We start from the raw sequence: 24215 nt of genomic DNA, 5'->3' as shown, positions 1-24215 counted from the left end.
GATTTCAGCGGCCCATGCGGGCGAACAGTGCGTCCTTGTAGCGACGACTCAAGCGCAGGACCACGCCAGTGCGGAGCGCTATCTCGTAGTCGCCTTTGAATAAAGGCGTGAGCGACGCGATCGCGGCCACATTGACCGCTGCCGATTTGTGGATACGAGCGAAGCGCTGCTCGCCGAGCTGTAGCAGCAGATCCTGTAGCGTCCGGCGCAACAGATACTTGCGGTTCGGGGTGTGCACGTGAACGTAGTTGTCGTCTGCCTCCAGCCAATCGATGCAGCCACTGTCGATCAATTGCAGCCGCTCGCCTGCGGGCACGAGCAACCGCTCGCTCGATCCCGTTTGAGCCCGAGCAGTGGCCACTGCCGGAGCACGTGACTGCCGATCTCCCAAGCGCTCGCGCACTCGGGCAACGGCCTTGAGAAAGCGATCCTTGTCATAGGGCTTGAGCAAATAGTCGACGGCGTTCAACTCGAACGCTTTCACCGCATGCTCATCGTATGCAGTGACGAATACGATCAGTGGCGCCGCAGCCTGCTCCAGCTGCGCGGCGACTTCGAGTCCATTGAGACCGGGCATCTGAATATCCAGAAACACCACGTCCGGCCGCTGCTGATCGATACAGCCAGCGGCTTGCAGCCCATCCTCGGCGCCCGCCACGACTTCGATATCGCTCAGCTCACCGAGCCAGCGCTGCAGCTTGTCTCGTGCGGGCGATTCATCGTCCGCGATGAGGACGCGAATCACGCGCGCCGCTCCGGCAAGGCGACTGTCGCGACCACTGAATCGCCGTCGCTCATCAGCTGCAGCGTCGCCTCGTTTCCGTAAATGACTTTCAGGCGCTCACGACAGTTGCGCAGTCCGACGCCTTCGCGGTGCTCGGCCGGCAGCGCCGATCCGGTGTTATGGATCTCCAGCACGATCCGATCAACCTCGCGGCGCGCAGCGATCCCGATGCTCACCGGTCCGACGCTCCGCTCCACGCCATGCTTGAACGCATTCTCGAGCAACGGCTGCAACAGCAGCATCGGTACCTGCGTGTCGAGCATGTCTGGATCGATGTTCCAACTGAGAGCGACGCGATCCGCGAAGCGCTCCTGCATGATCTGCGCGAACAGCTCCAACGTGCGCATCTCTTCGCGCAGCGTGGTCATTTCCCGATCGTTGATCTGCAAGCTGATGCGCAGCAGATCGCCGAGCCGGGCGAGCATCCGATCGGCACGCTCCACATCCACGTGCATGAGCGCCGAGATGGTATTCAACGCATTGAAAAAGAAGTGCGGCCGCAACTGCGTCTTGAGCTGCGACAGCTGCGCCTCGGCCAATGATTTCTGCAGCTCCAGCAGATGCCGCCGCTGTGCCTGCCATTGCTCGAAAGAATCGAAGCCGAAAATGATCCCCAGCCACAGACCCGAAAACAGCAGCAGCTTCAGCGATTCGTAGCCGATCACGAACAGCCACGACTCGTGCGTGTAGGCGCCGCCGAGCAGCGCATACACCGCATGGCGCACCCCATAGACCAAGCCGATGAACGTGATGCTGAACAGCGGCCACCACACCAGATGCCGCCCGAACCACTGCAGCGGCTGATCCAGATAGGGTGCAAAACGGTGCTTATGGCGCCGCTGGAAGAGCAGCCCCACCGTGGCACCGGCGCACGACGACCCTTCCCAAAGCAGCGGCTCCCACCACGCGATATAGGGGTTGTGCATCTGATCCTGGATAGCGACCAGGATCAGGATCAGGCAGAACGCGACCCATAGCCAAAGCAGCATGCGCCCGGGTGAAGTCACCGCGAGCAAACGGCCAGTTACCGGCGCGGACGTGGAAACGACAGCCATGCCGCGAGTTTAGTCGCGCCATGGCTGCCGGGCGCCCCTTTTGGGGTGAGCGGGACCGATCAGGACGCTTGGGCGCGCAGCGCTTTGAGACTGCCGGCCTGGTAACTGCCGGCCGGTAAGTTGAATGCAATGTTGAAACGATTCCAGCCATTGATGGCGACGACGGCCAACGTCAGCCGTGCCAGCTCTTCGTCGCTGAACTGCGCCCGGGCCTGATCGTAAACCGCGTCCGGCACATGCTGGTTTTCCAGCTTGGTCACAGCCTCGGTCCAGGCCAACGCCGCGCGCTCGCGGTCGGTGTACAGGCCCGGCGCTTCCCGCCACACGCTCAGCAGATACAGCCGTTGCTCGGTCTCGCCTTCCAAACGGGCATCCTTGGAGTGCATATCCACACAGAAACCGCAGCCATTGATCTGCGAGCCCCGCAGCTTCACCAGCTCGATCAGGGAATGCTCCAGGGTGGAATGCGCGAAGGCGGCGTCCAGGCCCAGCATGGCCTTGAAGACGTCCTGATGCTTCATGATGTTGAACGACCGCTGCTGACTCATCGCGTGCTCCTGTCGATAAAGGGGTGTTACCGCCCCTTGACGAGTCAGCCCTGCAGGCTGTGACAGCCCGGAACAGAAACTTTCAGGCGGCTGGGAGAAACCCGCCGAGCTTGTCGGGATTGACCACCGAGTAGTAGGCATAGATGCGCTCGCCGTCGGTATCGATGGTGGTGACTGAGTACAGCTTGCCCCAGAACGAGGTAGCCAGGCCCAGCTCGCCATTGATGCGCACGATGCGCCGTTCGATCCCCTGGGCATGGCGCAGGAAGATCGACTGGAACAACAAAGAGATGCGCTCGGCGCCATGCAGAATGCGACGCGCAGCGATGGCCTTGCCGCCGCCATCGGAGACCAGATGCGCGTCGCTGGCGAACAGCGCCTTTATCGCCGGCAAGTCGCCGGCATTGGCGACCTCGATGAAACGTTCGAGCATGCGCCGGCGCGCCGGCTCATCGACCTGGAAACGCCGGCGCTCGGCCATGACCCGCTCGCGCGCCCGATGCACCAGTTGCCGGCATGCGGCCACACTCTTGCCGAGCACTTCGGCGATATCGTCGTAGTCGCAGTCGAATGCGTCGTGCAATACGAACGCCGCGCGCTCTTCGTGACCGAGCCGCTCGAGCAGGCTCAGAAACGCCAGCGACAGCTCACTCGCCAGCTCCGCCTTCGATTCGGGAGTGACCGGATCGATGTCGGCCAGCGGCTCGGGCAACCACGGCCCGATGTATACCTCGCGCCGCGCTTTCGCTGAACGCAGCCGGTCGATCGACAGCCGGGTCACGATCGTGGTCAGCCAGGCCTGGGTCGAGCGCACATCGGCAGGGTCCGATTCGTTCCAGCGCAACCACGCGTCCTGCAACACATCCTCGGCGTCGGCTCGCGAACCGAGCATGCGATAGGCAATGCCGAGCAGTCGCGTGCGCTCGGCGGCGAAAGCAGTGGCGGTGGTAGTTGGATTGGCACTCATGATTCACACAGACGCAGCCAGACCGTATTAGACGGGTCACGCTCTGCGGTTGTGACAAGGCCAGCTCATTATGGCATCGTGGCCAGCGATTTTTCGGGTCAGCGCTGCTGAAGTTCGCGTCGGCAATACGACCGCCGTGAGGCGCCGATCTCACCTGAAGGGGAAAAAAATGCAGAGAGCCAAACTGCTCATCGTCCTTGCATACACCTTGCTACTGCCCTGCCTGGCATTCGCCCAGGCCAATCAGGCCGGCCGCTCCACGGTCGATGCGTTCTTCGACCGCTTCACCGATGAATGGGTCCGCGCCGATCCCGATCTCGCCACCGGCGTCCGCTATTTCTCCGGCGCCGAGCAAGGCCAGCTCGAACAACAGCTCACGCCCCGCACCCGCGCCTATACGCTCGATCGCATCAAGCGCGCCAGGAAAGGTCTGGCCGACCTCGCCAAATTCGATCGCAGCAAGATGAACGAGTCGCAGCGCGTATCCGCCGATCTGATGCAGTGGCAACTCGAGCAGGTAGCCGCCAGCGAGGCATTCCTCGACTTCGACTTTCCGCTCGATCAATTCAACGGCGCCAACGTCGGACTGGTCGAGGCGCTCACGCTGCGTCATCCGCTGGTGAAGCCGGCGGATGCATCCAACTACGTGCTGCGCATGAAACAGATTGGCACGCGCATGGATGAGTCGGTGTCCGAAGCCCGCCGCCTGGTCGCCAAAAAGATGCTGCCGCCTCGTTTCATCGTGCAGACGACGCTCACCCAGATGCGCAGCTTCAGCGATGTGGCGCCGGTGCAGAACCCGCTGGTCACCGCGTTCGCCCAGCGCATTCAAAACATCGAGGGGCTCAGCTCGGCGCAACGCTCGGAGCTGCAACAGCAGGCCGTTCGGATCGTTACCGAGCAGGTGTATCCGTCCTGGCATCGCGCCATCGCCCTGCTCGAAAGCATTCTGCCCCAGACCAGCAACGACGCCGGCCTGTGGCGCTTCGAAGGTGGCGACCAGGCCTATGCGTACGCGCTCGGCCGCTTTACGACCACCAAGCTCACGGCCGAAGAGATCCATCAGATCGGCTTGCAGCAGGTGGCGCGTATCGAAGGTGAGATGGATGCGATCTTTCGCAAGCTGGGCCGCACTGAAGGCACGATAGCAGCGCGGGCCGCGAAGCTGCGCCAGGACCTGGCGTATCCGGATCCGACTTCGGATTCGAGCCGCGCCGCCATCATGAAAGACATCGACGGCATGATTGCCGACGCGCTCAAGCGCAGCCCGGCGCTGTTCGATTTGCAGCCGAAGGCACCGGTCGTCGCGCAACCCTTCCCTCGCTTCCGTGAGGCGAGCGCCGCCGCAAACTACAATCGCGCGCCGCTCGACGGCTCGCGCTCGGCGATCTTCCAGATGCCGCTGCGGCCGCAACGCATGACCAAGTTCGGCCTGCGCACCCTGGTGTATCACGAGACCGTGCCGGGCCATCACTTCCAGATCGCGCTGGAGCAGGAAAACACCGCTCTACCCAAATTCCGGCAGGCGCGTGTGCTCGGCGGCATTTCCGCATTGTCCGAAGGCTGGGCGCTCTATGCGGAACGCCTGGTCGCCGACAACGGCTGGTACAACGGGGATCCGGAAGGTTTGCTCGGCATGCTCGACGCGCAGTTGTTCCGCGCCCGCCGGCTGGTGGTGGACACTGGCCTGCACGCCAAGAAATGGACGCGTGAGCAGGCCGTCGAGTACGGCCTGGAAGCCAGCGAAGTGGAGCGTTACGTCGTGAATCCGGGACAGGCGTGCGCGTACATGATTGGCCAGCTGCAGATTCTCGAGATGCGAGATCGCGCCCGTGCCGCGCTCGGCGATAAGTTCTCGCCTCAGCAATTCCACAACGTCGTGCTGCAGACGGGCAGCGTGCCGATGGACTTGCTCGGCCGTGAAGTCGATCGCTACGTGGCCGGAGCCACTGCGAACTGAGTGGCGTCGGGGTCGACGCCAGTCCGCAGCTCGTCGGCTGACGATGCTTAGCCGATTACGCGAGAGACGACGTTCGAAATCTCGCTCTCATCACCATCCGACGTAACCGCACGCACCGCGAAATAGTAAGTGGTGCCCGCCTTCAGGTTCTGAACCGTGTAGCTGTTCGAGCCTGCGCTCTGTACTTCGATGGAATTCACCAGCGCATTCTGATTCGTGCCGTAGTGAATGCGGTAACCGGCCAGGTTCTGCAACGTCTGGCCATCGACCGTCTGCGTCGGCACGTTCCACGACAACGCGACATTCGGGCCGGAGGCGGAAGCCGGCGGAGGCGTCGTGCTGCTACCGGAGCCGGAGCCGGAACCAGAACCGGAGCCCGAACCGGCACTGGAAGCGGCGGCCACAGTGATCGCGAACGCGGGCAACGAGGCGCTCGCCTTACCATCGCTCACGCTGATCACGATGTTGGCGAACGTGCCGGCTGCCGTCGGCGTGCCCGTCAGCTGACCCGTGGTGGTGTTGAACTGCGCCCAGGCTGGCTTGTTCTGAATCGAGAACGCGAGCGAGCCGCTACCTTTGGCCTGCGGAGTCGCGGTGTACGCGCTGCCGACGGTGGCCTGAGTGGCCGGCGTGCCGCTGATCGTTGGCGCGGAGCTGTTGCTGGCGCTGTTGCCGCTTGCAGGCGTGCTGGCGCTATCGCCACCACCACCGCCGCCGCCGCCACAACCAGCAGCGATGATGCCTGTCATCACCACCGCAAGCAGTCCGCTACGCTGCACCCACTTACCGACAATCGCCTTCTGCATCTGATAACCCTTGATACTTCTGCCGGCGCTTGCGCGCTCGACGTGAATTTCCAAGGGCGACGCGGTCGCTCGATCGCGACCAAACCAATCAACGGTGTACTCGCGTACACATAGAACAGTCGTGCTTGTCACGCACGTTTTGCTCTCGCTAATTTGGCAGCCCCGCTGTCGTCGGGCGTGAGCCCTTGTAGACCGGTTGCTTTGCGTCCCCGACTTTCGACGGGTTTGCCCTTGACGGTAGCGAGCCTCGATTGCTCCATCCGAGGTTGTGACTGCCGATGACCGCGTGCATACGCACGCCGCCGGCACGGCTGTCACAAGATTTCAGTTAGACGAGAAGGCTTGAACTTCCTCGACCCGCTGCGGCGTTCGCATTCCCTGCAAACCCTATTAATTGATCACTGGAGGCCAGTTTCGCGCTTGCGCGGCTCCTTACCCATCGGAGAGGCACCCAATGTCTCGACGCGGGATGGAGCATAACCCCCCCCGGCAAATGCTCAATCCTGTCGGCGAATAGCGGCAACGTCGCTGTACCCAGACGTCCCACGCCTGCAGAACAAACATTTGCCGATGTTTCTTATGTGCCGCCCGGCAGCAGAATGTGAGTTTCCTCACACTCCGCTGGGCGTTTCACAGGATGCGCCAGAGCCTGTATTTACAGGCTTTTTTGTGGCTTGCGGATGCTTTTAAAGGCGCCGGTCTCAGCGGCGCCGATGACTGTCTCGCGGGCCGCGAGCTTTGAACTTCGCCCCTTTCGAATCGCTCGGTCGGCGAAATTTCGGACCGGCTGGACGGTCACGTCGGAGCTTTTCGACATGTGTTTTCAGGGCACGACTGATCTGCAGCGGCTGTCCGGCGACGCGGACTTTCTGCAGCTGATGGAACACATCCTTGGGCATGCCGGCGGGCAAATCAACGAAGCTGTGATCGTCGCGAATCAGCACGCGACCGATGTGACGACCTTCGAGTCCGACTTCGTTCGCAATCGCGCCTACGATATTCCCTGGTTTTACGCCGTGCGCATGCCCGACTTCGATGCGATAGGTTTCGACGTCCTCGTCGCCACCCCGCCGGGGCCGCTCACGCGGGCGATCATCGTCGCCAAAGTCGCGCGATTCAGCGCGCTTGCGTGGCCGCTCGCCTTCGTCGAAGCCAGGAGACCTGGCGCGCTTTGCTGAGCGAGGAGCCGCGGCTTCCTGGCCGGCAGCGTCGAATTCAACGTTCGTTCTCTCGACCGCTGGCTCGTGGCCGCTGCCACTTTCATTCTCGCTGACACGCTCGCTGACACCCTCAGCCGCACCTTCGCCGCCGGCTGCGAGCCGCTCGCGCTCGGCGCGTTCCAGCGCTCGACGCTCGCGACGGTTCAGCGGCTTCGGCCCTTGATCGACCTCGGTCGACGCACTCTCGACGTTGGCAGCCTGCTCGGAATGAGTCGCACGACCCTGCCACGCAGGCTTCTCAGAGCGCTCCGACCTGGACCATTCCGAACGCGGAGCTCGCTCTCGGCGGGCGCCTGCATCGTCTGCCTCCGCCCAGCTTGAACGCGCTGCCGCGCGATCCGAACGCGGTGCGCGTTCGCGACGAGGGGCGGGGGCGTCACTCGACTGTGACCACGGCGCATCGGACGAGCCTTCGCCTCTGCGCCCCTGAGCCTCCATCAACAGCGGCGTGGCGCCCTGAGCGATGCTGGCGAGTGCAGCCGCGATCTCGACGGCAGGAATATTGTTGTCGCGCTCGTAACTCTCGATCAGCGACATGAACTGCTGACCTGCATTCGCCGCGATCGCCGCCGTCAATTTCTCATTGAACTTCGCGACCCGCCGCTCGTTCACATCCTCGATGGACGGCAGCTGCATCTGCTGAACGGTCTGCCGGGTCGTGCGCTCGATGATCCGCAGCATGTTTCTTTCACGAGGCGCGATGAAAAGAATCGCCTCGCCACTGCGTCCGGCCCGCCCGGTGCGTCCAATGCGATGCACGTACGACTCGGGATCGTAGGGAACGTCGTAATTCACGACATGGCTGACGCGCTCGACGTCCAGGCCGCGCGCGGCCACATCCGTCGCGACGACGATATCGATCTGCCCCGACTTCAACCGCGCAATCGTGCGCTCACGCTGCACCTGAGCGATATCGCCATTGAGCGCCTCGACCGCAAAGCCACGCGCCGACAACCGCGCCGCCAGGTCCTCCGTCGCGATCTTCGTTCGAGCGAACACGATCATCGCGTCGAACGGCTCGGCTTCGAGAATGCGCGTCAGTGCATCGAGCTTGTGCAAGCCGCTGACGATCCAATAGCGCTGACGGATCTGACTGGCAGTGGTCGTCTTGCTCTTGATGGTGACTTCGGCAGGTTCACTCAAGTGTTGTTGCGCGATCCGCCGTACCTGCGTCGGCATGGTCGCCGAGAACAGCGCGATCTGCCGTTCGGCAGGAATCTGCTCCAGAATCCATTCGACATCGTCGATGAATCCCATGCGCAGCATCTCATCCGCCTCGTCGAGCACGAGATGCTTCAGCGATGACAGATCGAGCGTGCCGCGCTTGATGTGATCCATCGCGCGACCCGGCGTCGCGACGACCACCTGCACACCGCGACGAAGGCTCTGAAGCTGAGGCGTATAGCTCTGTCCGCCGTACACCGGGAGTACGTGAAATCCCTTCATGTAGGTGGCGTATTTCTGAAACGCCTCCGCGACCTGGATCGCAAGCTCGCGCGTCGGCACGAGCACCAGCGCCTGAGGCACGGTCTCGCGAGTGTCGATCTTGGAGAGAATGGGGAGCGCGAACGCCGCGGTCTTGCCGGTGCCGGTCTGGGCCTGGCCGACCACGTCGCGGCCCGCGAGCAGATGAGGAATGGTCGCGGCCTGGATGGGCGAAGGCGACTCGTAACCCACGTCCTGCAAGGCTCTGAGCACAGCATCGCCCAGGGCCAGGTCACTGAAAGAGGGGCTTTCGCCCGGGGTCTGATCGGAAGGAGCGGGCAAGGAAAACCTCGGACTTCGCGGGCGCGGACTGCGATAAAGGCGCGCGAGTTTACACATCCGGCGGTGAAACCGCAGGAAACAATGAATTTACAGGGATTTTAGGCCCTTCAGCCCGCTTATGACCAATCCGTAGATTCGTCAGCGACCGCCGCTACGAACCATCTTCCGCAGCAACTGCTCCAGCAGCAGCGAGGGGTCATCGCTGCGGCCCGTATGCACCGCTGAAGTCTGGATCATCGTGCTGCGAGGGGCGACCAGCCAGTGAAAACGCTCTCGCAGCGTCAGCCGGCCGATGGGCCCCGAGCCGGCGCAGATGGCCGGAATGCTGGCGAGATTTTCACGAACCAGGTCGAGATCGACTCCCGGTGCAAGTGCCAGCAAGCGACCTTCATCCAGCTCGATGCGCGCCGCCAGATATTCCAGCGCCGGACAGGAGACGATCACGCCGACATTCATGAACTCTTCGCGTTCGACCCGAGGGACGACGCGAATGATGGCGTAGTCATACGAGCACGGAGCGCGCACGCTTCACCTCCGTGAAAAACAGATGCGGCAGCTGCAACCGCCGCAACAGATATTCGGCGTACGCATTTCGATACTCGGCCGCGCTGGAGAAAGTTGCATCACCCCGCAACAACGCATCCGGAATCAACGCGACGATGTCGCGAATGACGTCCGGCGTGAGTCGCGCGAGCATGAACTCGTGCGCTTCGTCGAGCGCATTCGCAAACGGCAGCAACACATGATCGCGAATCATCGGAAACGCATCCTGGCTGCGCTCCAGATATTGCGTCCAGGAGTGATGAAAATACAAAGCCGCGCCGTGATCGATGAGGCGCAGCTGTCGATGCCACATCAGCATGTTGGTGTTGCGCGCCGTGCGATCGACGTTGGTCACAAACGCGTCGAACCAGACGATTTTCGAGGCGAGTGCCGCGTCCGGCTGGAACACCACGGGGTCGAACGTGATCGCACCCGGCAGATAATCGAGCGCCACGTTGCACCCGGCGCTGGCGCGGATCAATTCCTGAATCTCGACATCGGGTTCGGTGCGCGCCAGATCCGGATCGAGCTCGATCAACACGATCTCGGGCACGGGCAAGCCGGCGGCGCGGCCGATCTCGCCTGCCACCAGTTCGGCGATCAGTGCTTTCGGCCCCTGTCCGGCGCCACGCCACTTGATGACATACATGCCTTCATCGTCGGCTTCGACGATGGCCGGCACGGAACCACCTTCGCGCAGAGGCGTGACGTAGCGGGTGACGACGACGGTTCGCAAGCGTTGGGATCCACACTGCTTCGGCGGCGGCAGTATATAGCCCAGATTCAGATGGTTGGGAGCAGCTAAGGCGAGGAAATTGCCGCTGGCAGCGCGCGCCATACGCGCTCGGCCGGCGAGCAAGCCTGACAATCACACAATGCCGCCGCCAAAACTCTGGCTCGCCGGACGTTTGACGGCGCATTCGAGCCGATAATGACTACGACGATAAGCCGCTACGGGATCGATTGCCGCCCCCTGCTGTAGCCGGGCGCGAGCCAGGATGGGCTGCACGTCGGTGGTGAAGGCGCGCTTCAAGGTCTGCGACGCCATCAGCGCGTCGTTCTCCTGCTGATAATCGGCAAGCATCTGCCGATCGACCAGCAGCGCCTGAGCGTAGGCCCGCTGCAGCTCGATGGCGCTGGTCATCAGGCTCTCGATGGGATCGGTGACATTGTGGGACTGGTCCAGCATGTGCGCCGGATGGAAGTCCGGCACCTGGCGCCACTGCGCATCGACCAGCTCGTTGAACACCAGGAACAGGCGATAGGGCTCGATCGAGCCGGCATCCAGATCGTCGTCGCCGTACTTGGAATCGTTGAAATGGAAACCGCCCAGGCGGCGGGCATGCACCAGGCGCGATACGATCATTTCGATGTTCACATTCGGTGCATGGTGGCCGAGATCGACCAGGCAGAATGCTTTCGGACCCAGTGTCTGCGCGGCGAGCAGCGAGCTGCCCCAATCCTGAATCACGGTCGCATAGAACGCCGGCTCATACATCTTGTGCTCGATGAGCATGCGCCAGTCCGCCGGCAAGGCCGTGTAGATCTGCCGCGTCGACTCGATATAGCGCTCGAACGCGCGTCCCAGATGTTGCTGACCGGGAAAGTTCGCGCCATCGCCGATCCAGACGGTCAACGCCTTCGAGCCGAGCAACTGGCCGATGCGAATGCACTCTACGTTGTGCTCGACGGCCTGGGCGCGCACGGCGGCGTCGGTGTGCGTGAGGCTGCCGAACTTATAGGAAAGCTTCTGACCGGGGCGATCCTGGAACGTATTCGAATTGACCGCATCGAAGCGCAGACCGAGCGCAGTTGCCCGTTGGCGCAGCGCCGCCATGTCATCGGTGTGATCCCAGGGCAGATGCAGGGACACTGTGGGCGTGGCGCCCGTCAGGCTATGAATGACCGCGCAGTCCTCGAGCTTCTCGAACACATTGCGAGGCTCGCCTTTACCGGGGAAACGGGCAAAGCGAGTGCCGCCGGTGCCGACGCCCCAGGAGGGAATGGCCACGCCAAAGCTCGCGACGGTCGCGGTGACCGCGTCGATGTCGAGGCCTCGACGGCTCAGGATCGCGTCCAGGGCGGCGTAATCGGCATCGAGATCCTTCGTCAGCTTGGCATTGCCGTCGGCGATGAACGATTGATCGCGCGGATCGGTGAACTTGCCAGTCATCCTGTCCCCCTGTCCGAGCGCGCCATTATCGAGTGAAGGCGGCGGCGTTACCGGCGTCGACGTTGATGATATTCCCAGTCGACTTCGACGCGCGCTCGGACGCGAAGAAAGCCACGGCTTCGGCCACGTCTTCCGGATACACGCTGCGCTTGAGCAAGCTGCGCTCGCGATAGATGGACTCGAGCTCGTCGGTGCTGGTCTTGTACTGCTCGGCGCGCTGCTGGGCCCACTCGCCCTGCCAGATGCGCGAGCCACGCAACACGGCGTCCGGATTCACGACATTCACGCGAATGCCGACCGGCGCACCTTCCAAAGCCAGACAGCGAGCCAGGTGCAACTCAGCAGCCTTGGCCGTGCAGTAAGCAGCAGCGCCCGGCGATGCGGCCAGCGCGTTCTTGGAGCCGATGAACACGATGGAGCCGCCGATGTTCTGCGTCTTCAGCATCTGGAACGCCTGGCGCGAGACCAGGAAATAGCCCGTGGACAGAATGTCCATGTTCTTCTGCCAGGTCGCGAGACTGGTTTGGTCGACCGGCGAGGCCGACGCGATCCCGGCGTTGGAAATACAAATGTCGAGGCCGCCGAACCGCCACGCGCTGTCGCGAAAGGTGGCGACAACCGCGTCTTCACGCGTTACATCGACCCAGCTGCTGGCGACGACGTCGTTGCCATATTGTTTCTTCAAGTCCGCTTCCGCTTCGCTCAGCGCATCGTGGTCGATGTCACAGAGCACGACGCAGGCGCCTTCATCCATCAACCGCCGAGCGGTCGCCAGACCGATGCCACCCGCACCGCCCGTAATGAGCGCGACGCGGCCAGCCAGCGGTTTCGGCTTCGGCATGCGCTGCAGCTTGGCCTCTTCCAGATCCCAATATTCGATATCGAACGCTTCCTGCTCCGGCAGGCCACGATACGTCGACACCGCGGCCGCGCCACGCATTACGTTGATCGCGTTGATATAGAACTCGCCGGCGATGCGCGCGGTAGCTTTATCCGCGGCGAACGTAATCATGCCGACGCCCGGCACGAGATAAACGACGGCGTTTGGATCGCGCATTCTCGGCGAGCCGGGCCGCTTGCAACGCTCGTAATAAGCCGCGTAACGCTCGCGATATTGCTCGATTGCCGGCTGCACCCGCCGGGCAAACTGCTCGACCGACTCGTTCGCAGCATCGAACGGCAACACCAGCGGCCAGATCTTCGTGCGCAGGAAATGATCGGGGCACGACGTACCGAGATCGGCGAGCGACTGCAATTGCTCGCTGCCCACGAATTCCAGCACCGCCGCGCTGTCGTCGAAGTGACCGACCTTGCGTGTCGTGCCTGAAATCAGGCCACGAATGCGCGGCATGATGGCAGCCGCAACTTCACGACGCTTTTCCACCGGCAGCATTTGCGCCTTGGCGGCACCGAACGGTTGCTTGCCACGGCTCTTCTGCGCCAGCCACAGCGTGGCACGATTGATCACATCGAGCGTGTTCTCGTAGCACGCCTTCGCCGTGTCGGCCCACGTGAAAACCCCATGCGCTTCGAGCACCACACCTCGCGCCTTGGGGTTTTCACGCGTGAACTTGCGCAGCGCCAGACCCAGCTCGTATCCCGGACGAATCCAGGGCAACCAGCCGATGTCATCGCCATAGATTTCTTCGGTGAGCGCCTTGCTGTCGGCAGACGCCGCGATGGCGATCAAAGCGTCCGGATGCATGTGATCGACGTGCGCGCGATCGACCAGACCGTGCAGCGGAGTATCGATACTCGCGGCCCGCGGATTCAGATTGAATGTGCAGTGCGAATACAGTGGCACCAGCACACTGTCGCTGTCCTTGCCCCGGTAGAACGGCTCCAGCGACAGGAACTTGTCCATATATAAGGTGGCGAAGCCGTCCAGCTTCATGGTGCCCAGGTCGCCGCCCGAGCCCTTCACCCACAGCACCCGCACTTCCTGGGCGGTGAGCGGATCTTTTTCGACGACCTTGGCCGACGTGTTGCCGCCACCGAAGTTGGTGATGCGCTTGTCGGAGCCGAGCAGATTGGAGCGATACAGCAGCAGCTGCGCCGGGGTCATTTCGGCGGCGAGCGTATCGTTCCAGCGGTTTTCGACCAGCAACGAAGACAACTCGGCTTGCGCCGGCTGAACCACACTCATCTAATCTCCCCCAGGGTCGGATTGATCGCGTTCGGGCATAAAAAATCGTGACGAACGCGATGAAATGACTGTTTACCACACGAATCGATCATATACAATCAGATGCGAGCATAATCGATCAGCACTGTGACGGCGCTGATCGAAACTGCTTTTAGGAGGTTCCATGCTGGAACGTGAGCGCCATAGCCTGATTCTGAAGCTCGTCGAAGAGCGCTCCATCGTGAGCGTGGGCGACCTGTTGGATTTGCTCGGCGCATCCGAGGCGACCATTCGCCGCGACATCAACACGCTGGCCGAGCGCGGCGAGGTCAAACGCATTCGCGGTGGCGCCGAAGCGGTGCGCCCCCGGCATCAGCCCCACCTCGTGGGCATGCCGTTTTCATTGAGTCAGGACATCAGTGTCCCGCAGAAGCGCGCCATCGCTCGCGCTGCAGCGGAGCTCATCACGGCCGGCGAGAGCATCATCATCAACGGCGGTACCACCACCTTCGCGCTGGTGGAATTTCTCGCCGACCATGATCTGGACATCCTGACGAATTCATTTCCGATCGCGGCCAAGCTGCTGGCCACCAGCCGCAATCGCATCACCCTGCCGGGCGGCACCATCTTCCGTGAGCAGAACATCGTGCTCAGCCCGTTCGACAACGACACCATCGAAAACTTCTGGGGCAACAAGCTGTTCACCGGCTGCTACGGCCTGAACCGCTTCGGCATCATGGAAGCCGATCCGTTGATCGTGCAGGCGCAGACCAAGCTGCTGAAGCGCACTGAGGATGTGATCGTGATGGCCGACAGCAGCAAGCTGCGGCAGAAGTCGGCAATGATCGTCACGGGGCTGGAGCGGATCTCCACCATCATCACCGACGACGGCGCCAAACCCGAAGAGTTGGACGTATTCAAGGCGGCGGGCATCAAAGTGATCGTCGCCTCGGTGACCGAGGACGACGAGTTGCAGAAGCTCGCGTGAGTTGAGGGGCGGCGGCACGGCCAATAAGGCCGGTCGCCTCAACGGGGGGATGTGAATGCTTAGAAGAGCAATGCTCGTGGGCGCGGTCTCGCTGGCCGCCGTCGTGATCGCAGGCTGCGGCGAGCGTCCGCAGTCTTCTAGTGACGGCAAAGGCAGCGACAAGCTGCGCATCGGCATCGTCGCAAAGAATCTGGGCAGCGGCTTCTTCGATGCCGTTCACAAGGGCGCAGATGAAGCCGCCGCGACCCTCGGCGCCGAGATCATTTTCACCGGCCCGACCACCCCGACCGCGGAAGGACAAATAGAAACATTGAACGCGCTGATCGCCCAGCGCGTCGATGCCATCGCGATCTCGGCGAACGATCCCGATGCGGTCGTACCGACGCTGCAGCGAGCGATGCAACGAGGCATCAAAGTCATTTCTTATGATTCCGCCGTCGCCAGGCCGGGGCGCGCAGTGCATCTCGCACCTTCGTCGGACGAGTTGATCGGCCAGACAGTCGCGCAGCTCGCCTCCGAGCTGGCCCCCGAAGGCAAAGGCAAGATCGCGGTGATCTCGGCGACGCCGACTTCGACCAATCAGAATTCCTGGCTCGCACAGATGAAGCAGGCACTGCCGCAGTATCCGGGCCTGCAGTTCGTCGGCGTCGTCTATGGTGACGATGTCGCGGACAAGTCATATCGCGAGACCGTGGCGCTGGTGAAGCAGCATCCGGATCTGTCGGTCGTCGTTTCGCTGAGCTCGGTCGGCATCGTGGCGGCGGCCAAGGCGATCGAAGATCAAGGCCTCACAGGCAAGGTGAAAGTCACCGGGCTGGGGCTGCCATCGGAATTGGTCGGCTATGTGCGCAAAGGCGTCGTGCCGAAGTTCGCGATCTGGAATCCGATCGATCTCGGCTATGCCACCACGCAGGTCGCAGCCCGTCTGGCGCGCGGCGAAACACCTGAGAACGGCCAACCGATTTCACTCGAACGGATTGGCAGCGTGAGCTTCGACGCCGATGGCGTCGGTGCCATGGCCAAGCCGTTCATCTACGACCAGAGCAACGTCGAGCAATTCGCAGCGATCTTCTGACATGGCGGCGGCGATCCAGCAGGCACCGGCGCAGCCCATCCTCACGCTGACGCAGGTGAAGAAATCCTTCGGCGGCGCACACGCGCTGCGCGATGCCAATCTCGATTTGTATCCGGGCCAGGTGACCGCGCTGATCGGCGAGAACGGCGCGGGCAAGTCGACGCTGGTCAAGATCCTTTGCGGCATCCATCAGCCGGATGGCGGCGAGCTGATGCTCGACGGTCGGCCGATCCGCGTGCGCGATCCGGAGCATGCGCGACAGCTCGGCATCAACGTCGTGCATCAAGAATGCGTGGTGTTCGACAACCTGACGGTCGCCGAGAACATCTTCGTCAGCTCGCGTCCCAGGATCGGACGTTTCGTCGCCTGGCGCGAGATGCGGACGCGTGCGGCCGAAATTCTGCGCCAGCTCGATGTTTCATTCTCGCCGGACCTGCCGGCCGGTCAGCTCAGCGTCGCTCAGAAGCACATCGTACAAATCGCTCGCGCATTGACCAGCGAGGCACGCGTTCTGATTTTGGATGAGCCGACCGCAGCGTTGTCCCATCGCGAGGCTGACGATTTATTCCGCATCGTGCGGCGACTGCGGGAGACCGGCTGTGCCCTGCTCTTCATCAGTCACAAGTTCGAAGAGATCTTCGCTCTGGCGGACCGCTACGTGGTGTTTCGCGATGGCGCCTCGGTGGGCAACGGCATGATTGCCGGCACAGGCAGCGAGCAGCTGATCCGACTGATGGTCGGTCGTTCGGTCGAGCAACTGTTCCCGAAACTGGCAACGACGCTCGGCGAGGAACTGCTGCGGGTGGAGAACCTGTCGCGTGCGCACGAGTTCGACCGGATCTCGTTCTCGGTGCGGCAGGGCGAGACGCTCGGCATCTATGGCCTGGTCGGCGCGGGCCGGACCGAGCTGGCGCAATGTTTGTTCGGCCTGACGGCGCCGGATTCGGGGTCGATTCAGGTGAGCGGCAAGCCGGTTTCGATGGCCAATCCAGCGGACGCGGTCCGTCACGGGTTGGCGTACGTTCCAGAAGATCGTCAGCAGCAAGGCGCAATTCTGCCGTTTTCCATTGCGGCCAACGTTTCGCTCACGAATCTGCAGTCGCTTGCTCCCAATGGCATCTGCAGCCGACAACGCGAGTCGGAGCTGGCGACTCATTGGATCTCGGCGCTTGGCATCAAGGCGACCGGTCCGGAGCAGAATGTCGGCGACTTGTCCGGCGGCAATCAGCAGAAAGTCGTAATCGCGAAATGGCTGGCACGCTCGCCGCGCGTACTGATTCTCGACGAGCCGACCAAAGGTATCGATGTAGGCGCGAAATCGGCGGTGCATGCCGTGACCAGCGCATTTGCGCAGCGAGGCAACGCGGTCGTGATGATTTCGTCGGAACTGCCTGAGATCCTCGGCATGTCCGACCGCATCCTGGTCATGCGGCGCGGTCGCGTGCGTGCCTTGCTGGATAGAAGTGAAGCGACGGCGGAAAACGTCGTTCAAGCGGCGACCGACGCGTGATTGGCATGATGCAAACCTCCGCCGCCCGGCGCGATCTCGCACTCGGTGTCATTGTCGTGCTGTTGCTCGCTGCGGTGACCGCAGCGTTCCCGCAGTTCGCGCGTCCCGGCAATCTCGCTGAAATTCTCGACGACAGCGCCATTCTGATCCTGCTTGCGCTGGGACAGATGCTGGTCATCCTCACGCGCGGCATCGATCTGTCGATCGCAGCCAATCTGGCGCTGTCGGGAATGCTGGTCGCGCTGTTGAACAAGCACTATCCAGGCTTGGGTGTCGCGCCCGTGCTGTTGATCGCCATTGTCAGCGGCGCGCTGCTCGGCGCAATCAACGGCCTGCTCGTGTGGCGGCTCAAGCTGCCGCCCATCGTTGTCACGCTGGGCACGATGTCGGTGTATCGCGGCCTGATTTATTTGCTGTCCGGCGGCACCTGGGTAAACGATAACCAGATGTCGCCGCAGTTTCTCGGCTTCATTCGCTACGAGCTGCTGGGCCTGACGCTGCTTTCATGGCTGGCCATCATCGGCGTTGCAATCTTTGCAGTGTCGATGCGCTACACCGTGCTCGGCCGAAATCTCTACGCGGCCGGCGGCAATCCTTCCGCCGCGGCATACACCGGCATCGATCCCGGCCACATGCAATGCGTCGCGTACACGATCTGTGGCGCCATCGCCGGCCTGTGCGGCTATTTGTGGGTGGCGCGCTTCGCGGTCGCGTACACCGACATCGCGCTGGGCTTCGAGTTGCAAGTGATTGCCGCATGCTTGATCGGCGGAGTCGCGATCGCAGGCGGCATCGGCACAGTCGCAGGCGTGGTGCTCGGCTGCCTGTTCATCGGCATCATTAGAAATGCCTTGCCGCTGATCGGCATCTCGCCGTTCTGGCAGATGGGCATCAACGGACTGGTCATCGTGGTGGCCGCTGTGCTGAGCGCACGAAGACGCGAAGAGAAACGCGCCATCCTGGAAACACAAGCGGCATGAGCACGCAAACGTTCAAAGGCCTGTTGCGCTGGGAGTCGATGCTCGCGTTGGTGCTGGTCATCGAGTTCGTCAGCTTCGCCAGTCTGTCGCCGTACTTTCTCGATGTGTGGACACTGTCGGACGCCACGTTCAACTTCACCGAGCGCGCCATCATCGCTCTGCCGCTCGCGCTGCTGATCATTGCGGGCGAGATCGACATTTCCGTCGCGGCCATCATCGCGCTGTCGTCCGTGGCAATGGGCTTGGCGGCGGCGGCCGGCATTCAAACACCCGGTTTGGTCGCAGTTGGGCTAAGCACTGGGCTCGCAGCGGGCATGGTCAATGGCGCGCTGGTGACTTTGGGTCGGGTGCCGTCGATCGTCGCGACGATCGGCACGATGACACTGTTTCGCGGCGTCGCGTATGCGGTGCTGGGCGATCGCGTGCTGAAGGACTATCCGCAATCGTTCTCGATGTTCGGCCAAGGTTATGCGGTCGGGGCGTTATCCATCGAGCTGAGCCTCCTGATCGTGCTCGCCGTAGTGTTCGGATTGTTTCTGCACGTGACGCGCTGGGGTCGCACCATCTATGCGCTGGGAGCGAATCCCATCGCGGCGAAATGGTCGGGCGTGCCCGTCGACCGCTATCGCTTTGCCTTGTTCGCAGTGACGGGACTGTGTAGTGGGCTGGCGGCGGTGCTGCTCACCTCGCGCCTCGGCTCGACGCGTCCGTCGATCGCGCAGGGCTGGGAATTGGAAATCATCAGCATGGTGATCCTCGGCGGCGTATCGGTGTGGGGTGGCAAAGGCACGATTCCGGGCGTGCTGCTCGCGGCCGTGGTGCTGGGCTTCGTGAACTTCGGGCTCGGGTTGTTGAACGTGCCCGGCATAGTGATGTCCATCATCGTCGGTGCGTTGCTCATTACCGTGGTCGCCATCCCAGTGCTCGCCGAGCGTTGGTGGGGCCGGCCCGCGCGTCTCCGGTCGTAACAATGACGCATCCGCTGATCGCACTGATCGATATCGGTAAGACCCACGCCAAGGTGTCCGTGATCGATCCACAGTCGGGCGCCGAGATTCGCGGCAGCCGGCGAGCCAATGCTGTGGTTCAAGGTTCGGCGCTGCGCGAACTGGACGTTGACGCGATCAGCCAATGGTTGCTGGACGCGTTACGGGACGCGCCACACCGAGACCGTATCCGCACACTCGTGCCTGTCGCTCACGGCGCAGCTGCGGTCATGATCGATCACGACAATTGCGTGGTCGCTGCTCCGGATTATGAAGATGCATGTTTCGAGCGAGTCAATGCCGAATATCGTCATCAGCGCGACGCTTATCAGAGCACTTACTCGCCGGACTTGCCGCTCGGGTTGAACCTGGGGCGTCAGCTGTTCTTCTTGCAGGAAGCTCAACCGCGGCTGTTCTCGCGCGTCGCGCATGCACTGTTGTATCCACAGTTCTGGGCATGGCGTTTGAGTGGCGTGATGGCCAGCGAAGTGACATCGCTGGGTTGTCACTCTGATCTTTGGCTACCGCGCGAGCAGACTTTCTCGAAGCTGGCGCAGGCGCGCGGCTGGAACAAGCTCTTTCCCGCGAGCAAGCTCGCCAGCGACGTGCTCGGCCCGATCTCAGCGGAGGTCGCCGCAGCGACCGGTCTGGATCCGCAATGTCAGGTCACTTGCGGCATTCACGACTCGAACGCGTCATACCTGAAGTTTCTGATCACGCGCAGCCGTGACGAGCCGTTCACCGTCATCTCCAGCGGCACGTGGACCGTCGTCATGGCGAATCGCGCCGATCTTTCACGACTCCGAGAAGATCGCGACATGCTCGCCAGCGTGGACGCGTTTGGCTCACCCGTCGCAACAGCAAGATTCATGGGCGGTCGCGAGTACGAAGCGATCGCAGGGACGGAAGCCCGCCCGAATCTGCCTGCCCTACTCAATGTGATCGAGCGGCAATCGATGGCATTGCCAGCGTTTGCGAGCGGCGGCCCGTTTGCCGGACGCGAGGGGCGCCTGGTCAACGCCGACAGCCTGTCTGGATCGGAGCGAGCCAGCGTTGCGACGCTATACCTCGCGCTGATGTGCGAGCTGCTGATCGAAATGCTGGGCGCGGACGGTACGGTGTTGATCGATGGCCCGCTCGCGACGAATCCGCTGTTTGGCGCGATTCTCGGCGCACTGCTGCCGTCACGCTCAGTCGAGCTGAGCTCTGGAGATGGTGGAAACACGCGCGCAGCCTGTTATCTCGCGGGTTTTCTTGAGGCTCCGAGTCAGGCGATGACGCCGGCCGCTGCAGTGACGCTCACATCATTGCCGGCCTACCGCGAGGCCTGGCGCAAGCGGGTTCTGGGCTGACCAGGACGCAACGCTGGCGCCAACGACACGGGCCGCAAGACTTTGGCGCCCCTTTCCCGCAAAATCGCTGGTTTTACGATGACGAGGTCCTCCCATGAATGCACGGCGTCTGGCGGTATTGGCGCTCGCCGCTCAGCTCGGCGTATTGGCCGGCTGTGGCAAGCAGGGAGGCGGGCGCGACGCGCCGGTGATCCGCATCGACGGCTCGAGCACGGTGTTCCCGATCGCCGAAGCGGTCGCCGAAGAATTTCAGGTCGGTGAGCGCGGTGCCGTTCGGGTGACCGTCGGCCTGTCCGGCACGGGCGGTGGCTTCAAGAAGCTGTGTCGCGGCGATATCGATATCTCGAATGCGTCTCGCCCCATCCTGACCGAGGAGATGGAGATGTGTCGCAAAGCCGGCATCAACTTCATCGAGCTGCCGGTCGCGTTCGATGCCATCACCGTCGTGGTCAATCCCAAGAACGATTGGGTGAAGTCGCTCACCGTCGCCGACCTGAAGAAGATGTGGGAGCCGGCCGCACAAGGCCAGATCACGACCTGGAACCAGGTACGCCCCGAGTGGCCGAATGCTCCGCTCATGCTGTTCGGCCCCGGCGCGGATTCGGGCACGTTCGATTACTTCACCGAAGCCGTGACCCACAAAGCCAAATCCAGCCGGGGCGATTACACCGCGAGCGAAGATGACAACGTGCTGGTGCAAGGCGTAGAGAACAACAAGAACGCGCTCGGCTACTTCGGCTTCGCTTATTACATCGGCCACAAGGATCGGATGCGCCCGATACCCATCGAGAGGGACGACGGCACGCAAGTGCTGCCGAGCAATGCGACCGTGGTCGACGGCACCTATCAGCCGCTGTCGCGACCGTTGTTCATTTATGTGAGCGACAAGTCGGCGCAGCGCCCCGAAGTGCGCAAGCTGATCGAGTTCTATCTCACCGAAGGCCCGGAACTGGCGAATCAGGTCGGCTTCGTGGCACTCCCCGAGGAGGCGGCGCAGACCGCGCTCAAGCATTTCAACGACGGCCGCGTCGGCACGGTGTTTGGCGGCGTGCCGGAAGTGGGCGTCACCATCGAAGAGTTGCTCAAGCGGGACGCCAAGCTCTAATCCTTCATTTTTTCGCCTTCACGCGCCCCGGCAAGGATGCCGGGCAACGCGTAGTTGCCTTCGTGGCAGGCGTACTCGTAGATCGGCTCGTTGGTCGCGTAGAACGGATATTCCGCGGTCCACGGCTGCGAGAACGCAGCCGGATCATCCAACGTCACTCGATAGTCGATCTTGTCCGGCCCGACACGCGTGAAACGTTCGGTGATCTTGAGCTTCGGCGTCGAGCCGCGGAATGATTCCTTGTCGGTGAAGTTGCTGGTCTCGACGACCAGCGTGTCGCCTTCCCCAGTGACCGACCGAATCGCCCATCCATTTCGGCACGCCGCTCGGCCTGGCATTCAACCGGATGATGCGTGCGTCATGCACCATCTCCACCAGGATCATGATCGAGTCCCGGCTCTGCACGATCTGATAATGGTTGTTATAAAGAACCGGCAGCATCGGCGGCCCCGAGCTCGAGCCGAACGCCAGCAGACACCGCTCGGCCAGCGGCCGTACCTCCGGGCCATCGAAATTGGTCCGCATCGTCATGTAGCGCTCGGTCAGCAGCTTCTGCCGTTCCGGCGTCAGCGGCACCCGCCCGTCCTTGGGCTCGACGATCAGCGAGCTGCGCCGTTCGCCATTCACTTCGACCACACTGCGGCCGCGATCGATCCAGAAATTGTTGTAGCCGCAGTCGGCGCCGGTGAATCCCAGGCCGCAGCTGTTCGGTAAATCCTGCGTGCGGGTATTGGGATCGGTCGGTGCATCGGCCTCGTCATTGAATTGTTGGTTCTGCGCTTCGATGGCGCTGGCCTCCGCGGCGCTGATGACCAGCCGGTCGCCGAATTCCTTGGGTCGTTCCAGCGGCGTGATGGTCGCGTTGGTCCAGATCCCTTGCAGATCCGGCTGCCCATCGGCGGTGCGAGGCACCTGCCATGCATCGGCCGCCTCGGCGGACGCTACTACCCACAGGGCACACAACAGGGCCGTGACCACCATGGTGATGAAAAACAGGCCGCAGTCGCTGATGCGCCGCCTGCCACCGCGTTCGCTCATGACTCACCCCTTCTGCGTCAATCAGGGCCTCGTCCATCGCGCTCGCATAAAATAGATCTCCGCCGTGCTTCGACGCAAATGCGGAGCACGGGCAAAAGCACCTGCGTGATACAGTCTGCACCGCAGAGCAAAACAAACAAGCAAGCAGCGAAGGAACCCGCTATGCCAGACCCGAATGCCGAGCGCGCATCATTCAACGAAGTGTTATGGCGCGAGCTGCAGGCGTTGCGCCCGGAGTACTGCGCGTCGAAATCGTTCGAACCGGCAAAATTCGATCCGCAGCAGCCGGAGGACGCTGGCACCGATGCGTGCTATCAGGACAACTTGCGAGAGTTGTTTCAGATGATTGGCACGCTCGATGCCGAGACCGACAGCACCAAGGCGCAACCGCAGTTGTCCGCGCTGTGCTTGTCGGGCGGGGGCATCCGCAGCGCCACGTTCAACCTGGGCGTGTTGCAGGCCCTGGCAAAGAACAAGCTGCTGCCCGAGTTCGACTATCTGTCCAGCGTATCCGGCGGCGGCTACATCGCCAGCTGGCTGCAAGCCTGGGTCCATCGGCAACAGCAGGACACCGGCAGCGCTCAGGAAGTGTTTCAGGATCTCGGCGGGCGGCCGGAGCAGCCGGTCAATCCGCTCGCGCCCGAGCCGAAGCCGCTCGATCATTTGCGTCAGTTCAGCAACTATCTGACACCGCGCCTCGGTCTTTTCTCGGCCGACACGTGGACCGCCGCGGCCATCATCGTGCGCAATCTGCTGTTGAACTGGCTGGTGATACTGCCGCTGCTGGCCGCGCTGGTCGTCATTCCTCAAGGGGTTTACCTGCTGGTGCAGAGCACGGTCAGCCCTGGCCTGGGAAGAACTCTGTTGTATGCCTCGGTGATCGTTGAGTTGTTGGCGAGCTTCTCTATTTATTACCACCGTCGGTTCGTGCGCGCTCCAGACACGCCCTCGTCGCGCTATTCATTGTTGTGCGTACTGCCCGTGATCGCCGCGGCCGCGTTGCTGTCATTTACCGGGCTCGGCTACGCGAATGGTCCAGCGGTCGTGCTCGATGCACCGTTTTGGTCGGCGGGCAACCATCCCATCCTGATGTTCTCCGTGCTTTGGTGCACGGTGATTCCTTTGGCGGGCTGGCTCGTGGTCGAGCTGTTGTATCGGCTGCGTCACAACATCCCGTCCGAGTGCGTGCACACCGGCAAGTTCGAGTTGGCTGCGTTGCTGATTTCCGGCCTC

General features: G+C 62.4%; 21 protein-coding genes and 1 riboswitch. Of the genes, 9 read left to right on the top strand and 12 right to left on the bottom strand.

Annotated elements, in window-relative coordinates:
* Window positions 1–4: 4 nt before the first annotated feature.
* The 4 genes from D0550_RS08820 to D0550_RS08805 form a co-directional block, all read right to left on the bottom strand.
* Window positions 5–745 (bottom strand): LytR/AlgR family response regulator transcription factor, encoded by a 741-nt coding sequence (locus tag D0550_RS08820; RefSeq protein WP_116808755.1) that lies wholly within the window; start codon window positions 743–745, stop codon window positions 5–7.
* On the bottom strand, window positions 742–1839 hold the full coding sequence (locus D0550_RS08815; protein WP_116808754.1) for a sensor histidine kinase: 1098 nt from the start codon (window positions 1837–1839) through the stop codon (window positions 742–744). The genes D0550_RS08820 and D0550_RS08815 overlap by 4 nt, the downstream gene beginning before the upstream one ends.
* Window positions 1840–1898: 59 nt before the next feature.
* Window positions 1899–2387, bottom strand: a complete 489-nt coding sequence (locus D0550_RS08810; protein WP_116808753.1) for a carboxymuconolactone decarboxylase family protein — start codon at window positions 2385–2387, stop codon at window positions 1899–1901.
* An 82-nt stretch (window positions 2388–2469) separates the two neighbouring features.
* Complete coding sequence (locus D0550_RS08805; protein WP_116808752.1) at window positions 2470–3354, bottom strand: RNA polymerase sigma-70 factor; 885 nt, start codon at window positions 3352–3354, stop codon at window positions 2470–2472.
* 169 nt (window positions 3355–3523) lie between these two features.
* Here D0550_RS08805 and D0550_RS08800 point away from each other — a divergent pair, with 169 nt between their 5' ends.
* Window positions 3524–5314: a DUF885 domain-containing protein gene (locus D0550_RS08800; protein ID WP_161965719.1), complete on the top strand. Its 1791-nt coding sequence runs from the start codon at window positions 3524–3526 to the stop codon at window positions 5312–5314.
* Window positions 5315–5361: 47 nt separating this feature from the next.
* Here the strand turns inward: D0550_RS08800 and D0550_RS08795 are convergent, their stop codons facing one another.
* The 6 genes from D0550_RS08795 to D0550_RS08770 form a co-directional block, all read right to left on the bottom strand.
* A complete protein-coding gene (locus D0550_RS08795; protein ID WP_153067096.1) occupies window positions 5362–6252 on the bottom strand; it encodes a fibronectin type III domain-containing protein in 891 nt (296 codons plus the stop codon).
* A gap of 20 nt (window positions 6253–6272) precedes the next feature.
* A riboswitch (cyclic di-GMP riboswitch) is annotated at window positions 6273–6360 on the bottom strand.
* Between the two features lie 461 nt (window positions 6361–6821).
* On the bottom strand, window positions 6822–9107 hold the full coding sequence (locus D0550_RS08790) for a DEAD/DEAH box helicase (RefSeq protein ID WP_241520764.1): 2286 nt from the start codon (window positions 9105–9107) through the stop codon (window positions 6822–6824).
* A gap of 138 nt (window positions 9108–9245) precedes the next feature.
* Entirely contained in the window at window positions 9246–9632 is a 387-nt protein-coding gene (locus tag D0550_RS08785) for a DUF3037 domain-containing protein (protein WP_116808748.1), read from the bottom strand.
* On the bottom strand, window positions 9610–10386 hold the full coding sequence (locus D0550_RS08780) for a HipA family kinase (RefSeq protein ID WP_116808857.1): 777 nt from the start codon (window positions 10384–10386) through the stop codon (window positions 9610–9612). The genes D0550_RS08785 and D0550_RS08780 overlap by 23 nt, the downstream gene beginning before the upstream one ends.
* Window positions 10387–10518: 132 nt before the next feature.
* The gene (gene rhaI / locus D0550_RS08775; RefSeq protein ID WP_116808747.1) at window positions 10519–11823 is read right to left on the bottom strand and encodes an L-rhamnose catabolism isomerase; all 1305 of its coding nucleotides are present in this window, start codon (window positions 11821–11823) and stop codon (window positions 10519–10521) included.
* A 25-nt stretch (window positions 11824–11848) separates the two neighbouring features.
* Window positions 11849–13969 (bottom strand): bifunctional rhamnulose-1-phosphate aldolase/short-chain dehydrogenase, encoded by a 2121-nt coding sequence (locus tag D0550_RS08770; protein ID WP_116808746.1) that lies wholly within the window; start codon window positions 13967–13969, stop codon window positions 11849–11851.
* Window positions 13970–14132: 163 nt separating this feature from the next.
* Between D0550_RS08770 and D0550_RS08765 the strand changes: the two genes are divergently transcribed.
* From D0550_RS08765 to D0550_RS08735, 7 genes are all read left to right on the top strand, one after another.
* Complete coding sequence (locus D0550_RS08765; RefSeq protein ID WP_116808745.1) at window positions 14133–14936, top strand: DeoR/GlpR family DNA-binding transcription regulator; 804 nt, start codon at window positions 14133–14135, stop codon at window positions 14934–14936.
* A 55-nt stretch (window positions 14937–14991) separates the two neighbouring features.
* Window positions 14992–16011: a rhamnose ABC transporter substrate-binding protein gene (gene rhaS, locus D0550_RS08760; RefSeq protein ID WP_116808744.1), complete on the top strand. Its 1020-nt coding sequence runs from the start codon at window positions 14992–14994 to the stop codon at window positions 16009–16011.
* Window position 16012: 1 nt separating this feature from the next.
* Complete coding sequence (locus D0550_RS08755) at window positions 16013–17521, top strand: sugar ABC transporter ATP-binding protein (RefSeq protein WP_116808743.1); 1509 nt, start codon at window positions 16013–16015, stop codon at window positions 17519–17521.
* 5 nt (window positions 17522–17526) lie between these two features.
* Window positions 17527–18501 carry an ABC transporter permease gene (locus D0550_RS08750; RefSeq protein WP_116808856.1) on the top strand — a complete coding sequence of 325 codons (975 nt, stop codon included), beginning with the start codon at window positions 17527–17529 and terminating at the stop codon, window positions 18499–18501.
* The gene (locus tag D0550_RS08745; RefSeq protein ID WP_116808742.1) at window positions 18498–19469 is read left to right on the top strand and encodes an ABC transporter permease; all 972 of its coding nucleotides are present in this window, start codon (window positions 18498–18500) and stop codon (window positions 19467–19469) included. The genes D0550_RS08750 and D0550_RS08745 overlap by 4 nt, the downstream gene beginning before the upstream one ends.
* A gap of 2 nt (window positions 19470–19471) precedes the next feature.
* The gene (locus D0550_RS08740) at window positions 19472–20839 is read left to right on the top strand and encodes an FGGY-family carbohydrate kinase (protein WP_116808741.1); all 1368 of its coding nucleotides are present in this window, start codon (window positions 19472–19474) and stop codon (window positions 20837–20839) included.
* A 94-nt stretch (window positions 20840–20933) separates the two neighbouring features.
* Window positions 20934–21944 (top strand): PstS family phosphate ABC transporter substrate-binding protein, encoded by a 1011-nt coding sequence (locus D0550_RS08735; protein ID WP_116808740.1) that lies wholly within the window; start codon window positions 20934–20936, stop codon window positions 21942–21944.
* Here the strand turns inward: D0550_RS08735 and D0550_RS34855 are convergent.
* Together D0550_RS34855 and D0550_RS08730 are read right to left on the bottom strand one after the other, a co-directional pair.
* Window positions 21941–22096, bottom strand: a complete 156-nt coding sequence (locus D0550_RS34855) for a hypothetical protein (RefSeq protein ID WP_161965718.1) — start codon at window positions 22094–22096, stop codon at window positions 21941–21943. The genes D0550_RS08735 and D0550_RS34855 overlap by 4 nt on opposite strands.
* The gene (locus D0550_RS08730; RefSeq protein WP_116808739.1) at window positions 22089–22982 is read right to left on the bottom strand and encodes a hypothetical protein; all 894 of its coding nucleotides are present in this window, start codon (window positions 22980–22982) and stop codon (window positions 22089–22091) included. The genes D0550_RS34855 and D0550_RS08730 overlap by 8 nt, the downstream gene beginning before the upstream one ends.
* A gap of 162 nt (window positions 22983–23144) precedes the next feature.
* On the opposite strand from D0550_RS08730, the gene D0550_RS08725 reads away from it, so the two are divergent.
* Window positions 23145–24215 (top strand): patatin-like phospholipase family protein (locus tag D0550_RS08725; RefSeq protein ID WP_206606165.1); only part of this gene is annotated, 1071 nt, incomplete at its 3' end.

It is taken from the genome of Steroidobacter cummioxidans (genome assembly GCF_003104955.1).
This window is presented reverse-complemented; position numbering and strand designations above follow the sequence as displayed.

Excerpts from the sequence above, each read along its gene's own strand:
- D0550_RS08815 (WP_116808754.1), bottom strand. The coding sequence starts at position 1,839 with ATGGCTGTCGTTTCCACGTCCGCGCCGGTAACTGGCCGTTTGCTCGCG.
- D0550_RS08810 (WP_116808753.1), bottom strand. The coding sequence starts at position 2,387 with ATGAGTCAGCAGCGGTCGTTCAACATCATGAAGCATCAGGACGTCTTC.
- D0550_RS08805 (WP_116808752.1), bottom strand. The coding sequence starts at position 3,354 with ATGAGTGCCAATCCAACTACCACCGCCACTGCTTTCGCCGCCGAGCGC.
- D0550_RS08800 (WP_161965719.1), top strand. The coding sequence starts at position 3,524 with ATGCAGAGAGCCAAACTGCTCATCGTCCTTGCATACACCTTGCTACTG.
- rhaI (WP_116808747.1), bottom strand. The coding sequence starts at position 11,823 with ATGACTGGCAAGTTCACCGATCCGCGCGATCAATCGTTCATCGCCGAC.
- D0550_RS08770 (WP_116808746.1), bottom strand. The coding sequence starts at position 13,969 with ATGAGTGTGGTTCAGCCGGCGCAAGCCGAGTTGTCTTCGTTGCTGGTC.
- D0550_RS08765 (WP_116808745.1), top strand. The coding sequence starts at position 14,133 with ATGCTGGAACGTGAGCGCCATAGCCTGATTCTGAAGCTCGTCGAAGAG.
- rhaS (WP_116808744.1), top strand. The coding sequence starts at position 14,992 with ATGCTTAGAAGAGCAATGCTCGTGGGCGCGGTCTCGCTGGCCGCCGTC.
- D0550_RS08755 (WP_116808743.1), top strand. The coding sequence starts at position 16,013 with ATGGCGGCGGCGATCCAGCAGGCACCGGCGCAGCCCATCCTCACGCTG.
- D0550_RS08750 (WP_116808856.1), top strand. The coding sequence starts at position 17,527 with ATGATGCAAACCTCCGCCGCCCGGCGCGATCTCGCACTCGGTGTCATT.
- D0550_RS08745 (WP_116808742.1), top strand. The coding sequence starts at position 18,498 with ATGAGCACGCAAACGTTCAAAGGCCTGTTGCGCTGGGAGTCGATGCTC.
- D0550_RS08740 (WP_116808741.1), top strand. The coding sequence starts at position 19,472 with ATGACGCATCCGCTGATCGCACTGATCGATATCGGTAAGACCCACGCC.
- D0550_RS08735 (WP_116808740.1), top strand. The coding sequence starts at position 20,934 with ATGAATGCACGGCGTCTGGCGGTATTGGCGCTCGCCGCTCAGCTCGGC.
- D0550_RS08730 (WP_116808739.1), bottom strand. The coding sequence starts at position 22,982 with ATGAGCGAACGCGGTGGCAGGCGGCGCATCAGCGACTGCGGCCTGTTT.